This is a genomic window from Acinetobacter sp. D009 (genome assembly GCF_038562025.1).
Classification (GTDB): domain Bacteria; phylum Pseudomonadota; class Gammaproteobacteria; order Pseudomonadales; family Moraxellaceae; genus Acinetobacter; species Acinetobacter pittii.
This window is the reverse complement of record NZ_CP151886.1, coordinates 1,414,491-1,429,178: the sequence shown is the minus strand read 5'-3', so window position 1 is coordinate 1,429,178 and position 14,688 is coordinate 1,414,491. Positions and strand designations below refer to the sequence as shown.

Annotated in this window: 9 protein-coding genes; 3 read left to right on the top strand and 6 right to left on the bottom strand. The window is 37.6% G+C overall.

Features of this window, described 5'->3' with window-relative positions:
- Positions 1–62 precede the first annotated feature (62 nt).
- The 4 genes from AAC388_RS06630 to AAC388_RS06615 all read right to left on the bottom strand — a co-directional run bounded on the left by AAC388_RS06630 (position 63) and on the right by AAC388_RS06615 (position 9,337).
- The gene (locus AAC388_RS06630; RefSeq protein WP_320123688.1) at positions 63–425 is read right to left on the bottom strand and encodes a hypothetical protein; all 363 of its coding nucleotides are present in this window, start codon (positions 423–425) and stop codon (positions 63–65) included.
- Between the two features lie 134 nt (positions 426–559).
- Positions 560–1,795, bottom strand: coding sequence for a lactonase family protein (locus AAC388_RS06625; RefSeq protein ID WP_320123687.1), 1,236 nt, complete (start codon positions 1,793–1,795; stop codon positions 560–562).
- Between the two features lie 271 nt (positions 1,796–2,066).
- The gene (locus AAC388_RS06620; RefSeq protein ID WP_342371361.1) at positions 2,067–6,575 is read right to left on the bottom strand and encodes a translocation/assembly module TamB domain-containing protein; all 4,509 of its coding nucleotides are present in this window, start codon (positions 6,573–6,575) and stop codon (positions 2,067–2,069) included.
- A 26-nt stretch (positions 6,576–6,601) separates the two neighbouring features.
- Positions 6,602–9,337, bottom strand: a complete 2,736-nt coding sequence (locus tag AAC388_RS06615; protein ID WP_017480858.1) for an autotransporter assembly complex family protein — start codon at positions 9,335–9,337, stop codon at positions 6,602–6,604.
- 166 nt (positions 9,338–9,503) lie between these two features.
- Here AAC388_RS06615 and AAC388_RS06610 point away from each other — a divergent pair, with 166 nt between their 5' ends.
- Positions 9,504–10,826, top strand: a complete 1,323-nt coding sequence (locus tag AAC388_RS06610; protein ID WP_014207111.1) for an MFS transporter — start codon at positions 9,504–9,506, stop codon at positions 10,824–10,826.
- A gap of 3 nt (positions 10,827–10,829) precedes the next feature.
- Positions 10,830–11,465, top strand: a complete 636-nt coding sequence (coq7, locus tag AAC388_RS06605; RefSeq protein ID WP_005073619.1) for a 2-polyprenyl-3-methyl-6-methoxy-1,4-benzoquinone monooxygenase — start codon at positions 10,830–10,832, stop codon at positions 11,463–11,465.
- 44 nt (positions 11,466–11,509) lie between these two features.
- Here the strand turns inward: coq7 and AAC388_RS06600 are convergent, their stop codons facing one another.
- Positions 11,510–12,058: a DUF2799 domain-containing protein gene (locus AAC388_RS06600; protein WP_005073618.1), complete on the bottom strand. Its 549-nt coding sequence runs from the start codon at positions 12,056–12,058 to the stop codon at positions 11,510–11,512.
- Between the two features lie 405 nt (positions 12,059–12,463).
- On the opposite strand from AAC388_RS06600, the gene AAC388_RS06595 reads away from it, so the two are divergent.
- Positions 12,464–13,888: a glutamine synthetase family protein gene (locus AAC388_RS06595; RefSeq protein WP_342371360.1), complete on the top strand. Its 1,425-nt coding sequence runs from the start codon at positions 12,464–12,466 to the stop codon at positions 13,886–13,888.
- Between the two features lie 77 nt (positions 13,889–13,965).
- Here AAC388_RS06595 and AAC388_RS06590 read toward each other — a convergent pair whose 3' ends face one another.
- A complete protein-coding gene (locus AAC388_RS06590) occupies positions 13,966–14,682 on the bottom strand; it encodes a response regulator transcription factor (protein WP_063099154.1) in 717 nt (238 codons plus the stop codon).
- Positions 14,683–14,688: the final 6 nt, after the last annotated feature.

The window sequence follows — 14,688 nt, the reverse complement described above, 5'->3', positions numbered from 1 at the left end:
TTGAGCTATTTTTAAGCAAAATGAGCTTCAGCCAGATGAAAATTCAATAACCTCATCCACAATTAGAATGATTTATATTTTGGCATTTTGTCATGAGGGGTTGCCAAACATTCATCCATCATTTGCTTTCTAACTTTTTCTTGAATTGCTTGAGGATCTTTTGTCAGTTCTTCTTTTGGAATTGCATAAACTTTTTCAATAACATTAAGAATGAATTTTTTAGTTATCTCATCTTCAATCTTATTTGCATGCTCAACTGCCTGCATTTTTTCAATTGCTTGCTGACGATCAAAAACAATACTTCTTGCAGCATTTCCTACGCTAGTACAAAAGCCATGCCACTGCTCTTCTGGTGTTAATGGTTTCTTTTCTGAACAACCAACAAAGAGCAAACTCATTGCAATCAATAAAATCTTTTTCATCATTTCACTACACTAATTATTGCTGTCCATATCATACGGAAAATCATCGTTTTTGCCAAAACTGCTATAAAAAACCGAGATAACAAAATCTCGGTCTTTTGTATTAAGCATTAGACATGCCAGTTTCATGATTTGAATTAATTAAAGAATTTGATATCCGTAGGTGTTGAAATTTTTGCTGCATCACCAGCAGGTTTTAAGATGCCATTTTTTGCATCAAAACGGAATAAACTGATGTTATTACTATAAACATTGGTTACATATAGATATTTACCAGATGCATCGAATGAGAAAGCACGTGGTTCAATACCATTCGCTTTATAAACAACTGGCTTACCTAGCAATCCATTCTGTTGGATTTTAAATACTAAAAGTTTGTTGTCTGCACCTCGATTGGCAGCAATCACATATTTACCATTTGGGCTAAGGATAATTCCACTCGCACTCTTAAATTCAGGTGTTTTATCCTCGTGGATTAGTTTTAGCTCAGCCACTTTTTTCAAATGACCATCTTGCACGTTAAATGTCACAATTTCACTTCGCATTTCTGCGGTAACATACGCATGTTTGCCATTTGGTGAAAAGACCATATGACGCGGGCCAGAACCATGTGTAAAAGTTACATCGCGGTTGGTATCCGCTTCAAGTGGCTGAGCCTTGTTCGGGTTATAACGAAATGCATAGACTTTGTCATTTCCAAGATCGCTAGCATATAAATACTTGCCATCTGGACTAAAAGTTGTGGAATGAGCATGTCCACTTTCTTGGCGGCCTTTGACGTGGCCAGAACCTTCCTCAAAAACAATATTTTGTACTTTTTCACCCAAATGGCCATTTGGTAAAATTGGCAAAACAGCCACACCACCACGGCCTTTATCGAACGCTGAATAGTTCGACACAAACAGGAACTTACCATCTAAACTGATTGTTGCATGTGTTGGATGTCCACCATGACTATCCACTGTGTTCAACACTTCCACCTTTCCGTTTTGAATAGATAATGCGGTCACCGCACCTTCGTTTTCTTCATTAGTGGTATATGCAAAACGACCATCTTTCGATTTCACAATCCAAGAAGGACTTTTCATTTTCAGCACTTTAACAGGAGTTAAAGTTCCATCCTTATTCACTTGAAGCTGGTACAAACCTTCACTGGCTTGTTTTGGTTTTTGCGCAAGCGGTGCATTAGGAATTGACGTCCATGTTCCTACTAAAGCAATTTGTTGTTGTGCAGCATTTACGGTGGAGCACCATCCAAATGACAAGAGCGTCAATGACAATGTTGCTATTAATTTTTGAATTAGGCCACGATATTTAACGTTGATATCGTTTTCCTTGCCATTTTTAATTTCAACATAAGTATCTATATTCACTACTATATCCTTGAAAAAACCCACCTTATTTGCATTTATCAACAAGGTATATCAATCTAATTTCATTTAATGTTTCTGAAAACTAATTTATAAAACAGCAATTTTCAAGTGAATTTTCTTTAATCAATACCTATCCAAGGCTTCTTTACTCTTAAGAGAAGCGATACTTTAAATCATAAATACTAAACTTTTTTAAATGTTATGAAGGCGTTATTAAATTAAAAGCCCACAATAGTGAGCTTTTAATTCATTTATTATTGGTTTCAATCAACTAAAAGCGCCAATTGTAGAATAAGTCGATCGCTCTTTCTAAAGACTGACTTGCTTCTAGGTATAAACGTCGATTCATTTGATAACGTAAAGTAAGTTTATTTACAGGAGTAAACACCCCAACACCATAGCGAATAAACAGATCTGGTGTGATATAACCCGTTAAACTCACTTGCGTATCATCACCTGTACCTTGTGCATCTAAAGCTAAACCGCTCAAACCAAACGTACGTCCAATCTGGTTAGTTAAAGCACGTGTACCACCCAAGCCCATACTAATACCCGCAGCAGCAATGGTGTTATTTACATCGGACTTAAATCCTTCTGCATTACTTAAACCACTTGAACCTTCATTAATACGACCCGTAACAAGCGCGTTCAATGCTTCTTGCTCAGATAGTCCGGCATCGTTATAGACCTGAATGTTTGGTGATGTCGCAGTACCTGTAACACGTACGCCAACCATACTTCCCTGAACATTTTTATTCGCATCGATATCTAAAGTCGGGTTAGCCAATGGTCCGTTAAAACGGGCAATTGCTCGGTTCAAGTCTAGACTTTGTCCATAAGCTTCAATTTTCACTTTTTGGCTAACACCAATCGCTCCGTTAGCTCTCATTGCAGTCTCATAGCCACGTTGGCTTAAGTTTAGACGACCAACTAACGGAATATTACTGTTAAAGCCTTGGAAGATAACTTGTTTTCCAATATTAACAGAAATATCAGCTCGAATATCCCAAGGTTTAGCGGCTCGTAAAATTGCAAGTGGGTCTTGACCTTGGCGCACGATGCGAACATCTGATGACGTATTAATGATTGGAGCAGTCGTTTCTGGCATTGAAATACGTGCACGAGGAACATCTACAGATCCTTTTAAACTTAACCGCTTATCAAAAGGATACATATCAAGTGTCAGATTCGGGTTGGCAATTGCGGTAATTAATGGCGCTTGACGTACCAGTAAATTATCACCTTTCAGATTTAATTGAAGGCGTGGCGCATCTTTCCACTCAAAACTACCTTTAAGCAAGCCTACACCTTGCCCACTATTAAATGCTCCATCAATTGTTGCCATATCCTGACGAATTGATGAATATACCTGCACATTAGTTAGATTTACTGGCAGAGAAATCATGCTGATCGCACCATTCTTCAGGCGCATTTCACCAGTAAATTGAGGTTGAGTTAATGTACCGTTGACTTTACCAGCCAAGGCTAACGTCCCACTCATTGAGCGAACATCTTGAATAAATGGTTTCAAGACTTTTAATTGAACATCATTAAAGGCCACTTCACCATGCATTGGCATTGAAGACTGGAATGGGTTGATAATAACATTCGCATAACCCGTACCAATATCAGGTGTTTTAACATCAACACGGAATAACAGCCCCTCTGATACACTTTTTGCAATCACGCCTAACTCATCATAAGCCAGAGTAGTTGCGGGGTCTTGTGGATCTTCAGCAGCTAAACCGATTTCACCTTTACGCGTAATTAAACGTGCATCAAGTTTTGGATTACCACCATTTACCCACGATGCCTTAGCGTAACCATTTAATTGTCCGGTCATCGCTAAGCCTTCTGGCATAAATGCCGCGAAATCACTTAAGTCCATGTTCTGAGTTACAAAGGAAATATTCCCTCGTGCTTTACTCACTCGGACAGGCTGATCAAAACAGAGCTGACTATTGGTACTTTGCCAGCAATGTTGGCCCACATATAGCTCAGATTTCGCAGAAGAAAAAATTACTGGAGCATTTTGATTTTGTGCCAGACGAATTCGTCGTGAATCAAAACTTCCTTTTTGGATTTGACCTAACCAATCATTCTTTTGATTAAATCCACCTGCCAACTGAACATAGAACTTGGAAACACTATTATTGCCAAGCACTTTCAATAAATGTGCTTTTCTTGTTCCTGTCAAATTCACTTCAGCAGACTGGATTTCTCTATTTCCGCTACGCAGATTATTTAATTTTGCGGTTAATTGAGTCGGTGTTGTTTCCGATGTTGGAAGCTCACCCTGAATACTCAATCTCTTCACACTTACGAGTGTATTAAAAGCAAAATTATCTACGGCAATATTGGCTGTTGCTTTTAAACGTGGTTGTGATTGAACATTCAAATCACCATAAGCTCGTCCGCGCAGTCCTGGATATAACTCGTAGAGTGCTGGCGCATTCAGCTTAATTTTTAGATTTTGTGCATTGCCAGTAGCTTGTAACTGGTTCTGTCCATACACTAAAAATAAGTTATTCGCTTCAAATTGCTGAGGTAAAAAGCCATTTTGATTAGAATCCATCAATAGAGATAGATTACCCTTACCCCGAACAGGTTTATTATTTAAAAAGCCTGCAAGATTCAATTGTTGAATATTAATTCGCTTCAAGTGATCAGACCAAACCCCTTGAGTTTTCAGATTTCCTGAAATTTCACCTTTAACAGTTGAGGCAAAATATTGAGGCTTAAAGCGTACTAATGAACTATTAATATCCCATGCAATGCGGTCTTTTAAATTTACAGAACCAGTAGCATAGATTTTTCCAGCCACCCCATCATGTTGTAACTGGCTAATTCGAATAAAATCTGGCGTGCCCGCTATAGAAAACTTCAACAAACCATTTGCCTGTTTTAAGGCTTTTAAAGACCCGTCATAATTAACCGCAAAGCCTTTAAAGCCGCCACCAGCTTTAACATCATGAAATAATAATGCTGCTGTACTTTTTCCACCTAAACTTACAGTTTCTTGACCTGCTTGAGCCAATCGACCAGTTAAATCAATTTTCTCAAACTGAATAATTTGCTGGTTTGGTTTAGCGAAACCATTTGCCTTAATCGAACCGTTTAATAGATTGACCGGCGCTGCTGCATGAATACTTTGCGGATTAAAATCTTTTGCATTTAATAAAGCATTCCAAGCCAGCTGACGTTTTTCAGTAGGTAATAAAACTTTAGCCTGACCTGTTAAGCTACCTTTTTCAGCAGCAAAACTAAAATTAGGCACATTTAAGATATTATCTTTAACATTCAGGTTGGCTAGATATTGTCCTGCTGGCAATAAAGTTTTTTCATGCTGATATACTTTTGTAGCAACCTTAATATCTTGTTGACCGTCACGTAATGTTAAATCGACTTGACCATTATCACTACTTAACCATCCAATATAAGGCATTGCACGGTCTATATTCGCCCACGCCACATTCATGAGCATTGGTTGAGGTTTATTATTCTTTTCAGGCGCCTGATTAAGCTTGAGTTTCCAAGACTCATAACGGTCAAAATCAACGTTAGCAAATACTTCTGTGCCTTTTTCCAAAGAACCAGTTGAAGCAATAGCAGCATCTAAACTTGGCGGTAAAAAGTCTTGAACCACCTGAGGAATCGCTTTGTCTTTAGGATTAATGCGATCTAAACGACCTTTGATGTCCCAAGTCACATGATCTTTCCAATTCACCAGACCTTTAAGATTAACGGCACCTTTCATAACTTGGCCATTAAAATCGGTAATATTAAGCTGATGAACTAAATCAGTATTCATTAAAGCGTTGTACTGACCTTCAGGTAAATTCTCACCCTTTAAATCTGTATCAAGTGCCAAATTAAGCTGTTTAATATCACCTTGAAACTTGATCACACCATTTTTTGCAAATAGTTTTTGTTCTTGTAGCAAAGGTAAATGATAGTTTTTTAATAATAGTTCACCTTGCATTGGAACTTCATCGCGAACAGGATGCAATATTACCCAACCTGTTAATAGATCGGGAGTGGTTGTTGCAACCCCAGCTTTTATAGTATCTAAACTTCCCCGAGCAGCCACTTTAATATTTTGAATATTTAGACTTTTTAAAGATGGGATTCTTAAATCTGCTGTAGCATCTAATGGATATTTACCACTGAAATCCATTTTACCAGTTGCGTTATGGACTGAAAGATAGCCCATATCCATACTAGATTTTTCAAATTCCAGTTTGGTCTCTGACCAAAGTGCATCCTGCAAATGAACGTCATGAAAACTTACATCCGAGGTTGCCAACTTAATTTCTAAATGATCAACATCACCTTCATCTATACGTAAAACAAATGGCAATTTGATTGGTTTAAATTCAAACGGTTTACCAGAGGGCGGAGTTTTATTAATAATATGTAAGTTGCGTACATCTGCATGGCTTAAATGCACTTCTTTTTCTAATAATAAAGAGCGCCACCCTAAGCCTACATCAGCTCGATCTAATGAAACATCAACGTCTTTTAATTGCACCAACACATTTTTGAGAATAATGCCTCGCAATAAGTTCCCGCCTTCGTATTCATATTTAATTATTTTCTGAGCTTCTAAAACCCGATCTAATAAAAAACGGCTTCCGCGATCCGTTGACATCATGATGACTAACGAAGAAGCCAATAATAACAATATGATCAATATCGTCAGCAAGAAGCTACGCAAAATGCGACGCTTCTTCTTAGGAGAGCTTGGTGCCGAAGTGGGCTGCTGTTCTACTTCCGCCATAAAATAAACCTAATAAAATTTTATTTTTAAAGTTGTGGGCCTATAAAGAAATGTAAACGAATCGGATGGTTCTCATCTGAAATACCCGAAGCTACATCTAAACGGATTGGGCCGATTGGAGACTTCCAGCGAATTCCGACACCAACGCTATAAGCTGCTGGATTACTGAAATCTTTATCGTAAGCATTACCAAAGTCAGAGAAAATAGCTGCTCGCCATCCATCTTTGAACTGATAGTTATATTCTAAAGAACCTACAGCTAAAGCTTGGCCCCCAATTTTATATCCATCTACTTCTGGAGAAAGACTTTTATAGTCAAATCCACGAATCGTTTGGTCACCACCCGTAAAGAATCTAAGATTGTATGGAACTTTGTCAAAGTCATCTGTAAAAATATAACTAAGGTCAGATCTTCCAACAAATTGGTGATCATCATTTTTACCTAGAGAATAAATAAATCTCCAGCCTGCACTCGCAATTGCCATATTGGCATCAGACAGTAAACTCTCGCTGCCTAATTCTAATTTATAAGTTTGTTTAAAAGCTTTTGTTGGGTTTAAACGTGTATTACTTGAAGTTTTAGATGTTTCATAACTAAACAATAATGCTTCTTGCTCAGATGCAGCTGTTTTAAAAGCATCTGGTAATTCAGAAATATCAACATTACCTTTTTGGGTCAAACGGTCTAAACGATAACGAACACCAATAGTATGCTGCCAATTTCCTAATGGACGTTTGATTACGCGCTCCCCGCCCACAACAGCAGATTCGGTTAACAGGCTTACATCCGGACCAATATCATCCCGTGTTTCACGCTCATAACCGCCAACGATATTAAAATAGTCATTTAACGGATGTTTATAAGGAATACTATATCGACCATCAATCGATTGACGAATTTCAGAAACTTCTAAGTTGGCATCAAAAGAATGACCATATTTATTTACGATAGAACGGCGATATTGACTACGTAAACGCGCCCCCGTATCGGTTCCATAACCAATACCAGTTTCCAAACTATTTAGCTTGTCAGCATTTAAAGTCACAATAACTGGAATTCTTTTTGTTTCACGTGCTTGAGCTTGTAAACGATCCTGTTCAGTTTCCTGTTCATCATGCTGAGCTGCGGCACTTTGCAACATCGCAGTTTGAGGCTCTGCCTGTTTTGCATTTTGTGTTCCGGCAAACTGTTTTTCATCGACTACGTTTTGCGTAACTTCTTTATTGGAGGTAGCTAATTGACGAGCTTTTGCAAGTTGTCGTTGTTCTGGTGAAAGTAAATTAGACTCATCAACATCAATATTTTGCTCATCCACCAAAGCTTGTAAATCTGGCGGTAGCTCAAGTGGCTTTTCAATTGGATCTGGCTTAATGCTATCAACCAAGGTGTAATTAAAATAACGCGAGTTGGTTAGGTTATTCGCGAGCACATTTACACGCCAGAAAGCATAGTCATCACCTTCTTTCCAAGGCGCCATACTTTCTAAGATATTTTGATTTAATGGCAAAGGTTTCGAAGGATCGCTCATACGAAACTCGACCTTATCTAATTTATAACGCTCACCTGTCTCGTAGCGTAAATTAATATCGGCCTTATTTTCTGGTTGACTTACTTTTACATCATGCAATCGCCAATAAGCATCAAAATAACCGTTATCAGATGCTGCATCGACAATACGGGTTTTAGTGGTTTCATATAAACCGTGATTAAAGATATCACCAACATCCTGATCAGGAACTAAACGAATAACCTGAAATTGCGGCTGCTTTTCACCTGGACCTGTAAATTCAATATTTTGCTCATTAATCCGTACTGGCTCATTTGGTGTCACTCGAACACGTACCCGACTTGGACTTAATTTTTCAAATCGGAACTCAGCATTATAGTAGCCAACAGCTTGAGCAGCCTGATTACTTAATGTTCTAAGCTGAGGTAAAGCAGCATTAAAGTCTTCAAAAGATTCTTGAGTAAAAGTTGACAACTTACCTTTAATATTTTTAGCTAACACATCTGAAGCACCTTCTACCTCTGCGCTAATACGCGGTACTTGTTCCATCGGAATTGCACGCGGTGGACGTACTTTATTTAAAATACGCTTAAAGAAACCAGCTTGCTCAGGCGGTTCTTCGGCCTCTGGTGTCAATTCAGGCAGTGTTTTTCCAGTCTCATTGGCTTCAACTACAATCTTACTATCAGACTTAATCTCTTGCATAAGCTGATCAATATTTACAGGTGCCTGATTAATTTGATTTAATTCAGATTGAGTTGCATCGCTTACAGTAACTTCAGGGAGTTTCTGAGTCCCATTTTGAAAGTTCTGTGCTTCATTCTTCGCTTCTTCCGCTACCCTATAAATTTCATTTGCCATGTTTTGATCAACAGGCATATCGGGTAAATCTTCAAGATTATCAAGAGTAATTGGCTTAAATTCATCAATTTGATTTGGAAATTGTTCTTGTTGTTGCAATATAGCCAAGCTATCTTGTTGCTGCTGAGCTTGGGTTACAAGTGTAGCGATATCTGTAACTGGAGCAGTATATTGCTCGTTAACCTGAGCTGATTGTTCAGTTGACTCATCAGATACTGTCTGGTTTAAAGTTGTTGATGAACTATTCTCAACAGAAGTTTGAGCAAAACTTGGCGTTATGCAAACGCTTAACAACAAGCTGCTACAAATAAGTTTAGGAATGCCCTGCATTTTTAAAATTAAATGCATAGAATGTGAGAGAGTTGACTGTTTAAACTTAATTTTAGAAGGCATAGAAAACTCTAGACTTATTTTTTAATAAAACGCACCAATGTGAGTGTAAAACTCACTCAAAACCATTGATTTTTCATTTAATCAAGCGTTAAAAATATCATACATGGTTTTCGATGCAAATTAACACTCGGTCACATTTTTTTATAAAACACAATGAAGTTTGCACATGATGAAACAAGATGAGCACCTGATGACCTCACGTCGGTTTGTACCGATGTTTTTTACCCAGTTTTTTGGCGCATTAAATGATAACGTTTTTAAGCAAGCTTTATTATTGGTGATTACTTATGGATGGATTCAGCAACAATCTGCTCCCGTAAGTACTCTTAATAATTTGGCAGCCCTCTTGTTTATTCTGCCATATTTCTTTTTTTCAGCCACAGCTGGACAAATCGCCGACAAATACGAACGATCTCAACTCGTCCGTGGTATTAAAATTTTAGAAATCATCATTATGCTCATCGGTACTGCAGGTTTCCTGTTAGGAAACTTATGGCTACTTCTTTTTGCTTTATTTTTGATGGGTACACATTCGACGTTCTTCGGCCCGATTAAATACGCAATTTTGCCTGAAATCTTAAAACCGAACGAGTTAATGTCGGGTAATGCGCTATTTCAATCCGGTACATCCATGGCGATCTTATTCGGAATGATCTTAGGTGGTGCTGTAATTGCCTCGTCAGATGGTAATTTATTGTGGATTAGTATCACCGTAGTGGCTATTGCTTGCATAGGCTATTTATTTAGTCGCTTCATTTTGCCGCAAAAAGTTGCTGCACCTGACTTAAAGATTGACTGGAATTTTATCCGTACAAGTTTCCAGACCATTAAATATGCCAAAAGCTTACCGCTAGTATTCACAATTTTGCTAGGCAACTCATGGTACTGGTTTTATGGGGCGACTTATTTAACTCAAATTCCGCAGCTTACCCAGCAAAACCTTCATGCATCAGAAAATGTCGTTAGCCTGTTACTGACTTTCTTTTCAGTCGGTATTGGTGTGGGTTCTCTTCTTTGCCGTAAAATTGGTGGTTCAGAAATTAATATTAAAATGGTGCCGATTGGTGCAATTGGCCTTACTGTTTTTGCGCTCTACCTTGCTGCCAGTTTAGCTTTTGTACCAGAAAGAACTGGGGCATTACTTACCTTAAAAGATGTTTTTACCCAAGGCTGGGTTTACTACCATGTCATGATTGCTGTGACTTTATTGGGTATTAGTGGCGGTTTTTATATTGTTCCCCTATATGCCATGATGCAGGCTTATTCACCACGTTCACATCGTGCACGTGTTGTTGCAGCGAATAACATTTTAAATGCTGTATTCATGGTTTCTTCTGCAATTTTTTCAATCTTAATCTTAAGTGTTTTAAAAATTGATATTAAAATACTATTTATTATTACAGCTGTACTTAGTGCAATCTTTAGTATCTGGCTTCTCGCTAGACTAAAACCAATGCTTGCCACAGCCCACCTTTCTTTAGAGGACTAATTTATGCGCCACTATACTGGAATTGATCAACTTATTAACTCATTTGATCAGGCATTGCGTAGTCTTGTTCCGGGTGCAACAGCAGCACAGCGTCAAAATCCAGCTGAAACAGTAGAAACAAAACTTGGTGTAGAAGATGCTCGCCATGTCGCAGGTTTAATGCGTGTTAACCACAGTGGTGAAGTCTGTGCTCAAGCACTTTACCATGGGCAAGCATTAACGGCGAAATTGCCAAATGTACGCCAAGAAATGCAACAAGCAGCGATTGAAGAACAAGATCATTTAGCTTGGTGTGAAGATCGTTTAAAAGAATTAAACAGTCATACAAGTTTGTTAAACCCAATCTGGTACGGGTTGTCATATGGCATGGGTGCCCTTGCCGGTATTGCAGGTGATAAATATAGCTTAGGTTTTGTTGCTGAAACTGAGCGTCAGGTTAGTCTGCATTTGCAAGATCATTTAAACCAGTTACCCGCTCAAGATGAACGTTCTCGTAAAATTTTAGAGCAAATGAATGAAGATGAATTGCATCACCGTCATACTGCACTTGAAGCAGGCGGTGTTGAATTACCGCATGCAGTAAAAATTACGATGACTGCTATTTCAAAGTTAATGACAAAAACGAGTTATTATCTTTAAAAACCAAAGGATTGATCTCATTCGGATCAATCCTGTTTTAAATATTATTTTAAGCCGTGATCATATTTGAAACGTTCGATATCTCGAATTGAATTCCAATAGTTTCTGTTAATACGATCACGATCAATTTGTAATTCTCTTAAAAGCTTACGATAACGCTCACGCTCTTCTGGCTTTAATTTTTCGTTATAAGCACTATCAGAATATTGCTTAAACTTTTCATCATAACGGTCATATTCATTTTTTGCATTGTAGTAATCTGAGGCAGCTCGATAATAAGGTCTTAAACGATTACGCTGCTCGATTGGGCATACATTAATATTGCCGTTACCCTCTAAAGCGTTATAAAAAATATTTGATGGCTGGCAATAATACCCTAAGCCCTCTTTATACCCACGTTCATATGACTTTTGATCTGGAACAATATTGGCTTTTCCACACGCTTTATAATATTGATCTAAACGTGGCGAAGACCCCTTTGAACCATCTTTCTCACCCACTAATGACCAATTCGCAGTCTTACATTCTTCTACGCTCATTGCAGCACAACCTGAAAGGCTGATTGCTAAAATGGCTAAACCGATATTTTTCATATTAAGAAAACTCAAAAATAAAATTTAAAAACGCAAAAAATAAAATTCCAGTACATGTGCTATATAAGCCTTGCTCAATTCAAGATTTATAAATAAATGTTTAACTGGATAAGCATTTAAGTTTAAAGCAGTTTGACCATCTCACCAAATGAGAAGCTTAAATTTTTAGCTTTGTTTAATTTTAAAAAGAGAAATCAGTAGAATTTTATAATGCGCTGACTGCTCTTATACGCTAATTTTACTTTAAAAATTGATAATAAGAATTAGATTCAATACATTGATTATTAACAAATAAAAACAATAAAACCCATAAAAAAATCTTTCATCATTTTACTCTTTTTTTACGAGATTAAAGTCAAAGGCTACGTTAGGATTTTAGCTAAATAACCACCAAGGTTTTTTATAATGAGTACGCTTATTTACCCAAATTTAAACTTAAAAGATCCTCACTTTAAGGCATTTAAAATATCAGATAATTTTATTCCTCCGACACAATCTGATACTTTCCAATCAGATCTTTTTTTAAAAGAAGTTGATGAATATTTAAATTTATATCCACACACTCAGCACATTGATATTTGTCTACACGACTTAAACGGGCATATTCGTGGTAAACGAATTGACGTTAAAAGCCTCAAAAATCTCTCTCATGGATGTTATTTTCCACTTTCTGTTTATGCCATGAGTCTGGATGGAAAAGTAATTGAAGAAACAGGCTTGGGAAAATATATTGGTGAACCAGATAGACTTTGCCTGCCCATTTTAGGCAGCTTGCAACCAAGTGCCTTATCCCCAGAATTAAATGCTCAGCTTTACCTATCAATGCAAGAAGAAGATGGTTCAGACTGTCGCTATGAACCACGTAATATATTAAAAAAATTATTAAATCAGTTACATACTAATAATTATTTTCCTGTCATGGCTGCCGAACTAGAGTTTTACCTTTTCTCACCTCAGCATCAATCCGAGACATGTTCAGAAAACCAATGTTTTGATATAGATGCACCGAATAATTATCAGCAAGTCCTAGATGAAGTTGAGAAAGCAGCCCTACTTCAATCTATTGAAATTACCGCTATTGTTGCGGAATCATCCCCTGGACAATACGAATTAAATCTTCAACACAGCCATGATATTTTAAAGCTCTGCGATCAAATTAATGCCTTAAAAAGAATTGTAAAACAAATTGCAAGAAAGCATGACCTAACTGCCTGTTTCATGGCGAAACCGAACTTGTCAAAGGCTGGTAGTGGTATGCATTTTCATATGAGCATGCTTAATCAATACCATGAAAATATATTTAGTTCAGAAGTAGAAAAAGATAAACTTTCAGCCAAATTATTGAGCGCGATTAGCGGACTCATTGAGTTAATGCCTGCATCTATGGCGATTTTAGCGCCTAATATTAATTCTTATAGACGTTTTAAAATTGGTCATCACGTGCCATTAGAAGCCAATTGGGATACCAATAATCGTAATGTTGCAATCCGAATTCCATGCTCAGATGTACAAAATCAACGCTTAGAATATCGTGTTGCTGGAGCTGACTGTAACCCCTATCTCGTTACAGCGACTATTTTAGCGGGCGCGTCTTATGGCTTATCTCATAAGTTACCGCTACCAAAACCTGCACATCTTTTAAAATTTCAAGATGAGCACATTTTATTAGCCAACAATCAGCCGGAAGCCTTAAAAATATTTAAAGGAAGTCTTATTTTAAAAGGGTATTTAGGGGCAGACTTTGTAGAACATTGGTACACGGTTAAACAGGCTGAATATCAAAATATTTACAGTCAAATGACTGAAGCAGAACAACATTGGGATATATAAATAAAAAGAGCAAAAAAACTATAAACCACTTTGCAAACCCTTAGGGAGAAATACCCTAAGGTTTTTTTTATATCTAATTAATGATTTTTCTGTTTAGCTAAAAAACGTAACCCAACACCTGGTTCAGTAGCAATATAACGTGGCTGAATCGCGTTATCCCCCAGTTTACTGCGTAACTTGCCCACTAAAATACGTAAATAGTGCGTATCTTCCTGATGGGTGGGTCCCCATAGCTCTTTTAAGAGCTGAGGCTGTGTTAAAAGCTGCCCTTGATAGCGCATTAATAGTGTCAAAAGTTGAAACTCTTTTCGAGTTAAAGTAATTGGTTGTTGCTCGATCCAAACTAAACGTTGCATGACATCGACTTTAAGATAACCATCGTCATAAATATGTGCTTCTTGCTGAATCGGTTGATTTCTTAGAATGACACGTATGCGCGCCAAAAGCTCTTGCACACTAAAAGGCTTGGTCATGTAGTCATTTGCGCCTGCGTCTAGCAAGGCAACTTTTTCATATTCATCAGCACGTACAGATAACACAATAACGGGAACGTTCGACCAGCTACGTAATTCTTGAAGCACTTCTTTTCCATCTAAATCGGGTAAGCCTAAGTCTAAAATAACCAAATCAGCCCCTTGGGTTGCCAAAGCCTCTAGGCCTTTGTAACCCGTTTCGCAGAGCGTGGTTTTGTATTTTTGAGTTCTTAAAGCAATGTCTAGAAATTTACGAATTTGAGGCTCATCATCAATAATCACAATACGTGTTTCTACAGGCGAGGTTTCGGAACTTATCATGAATTT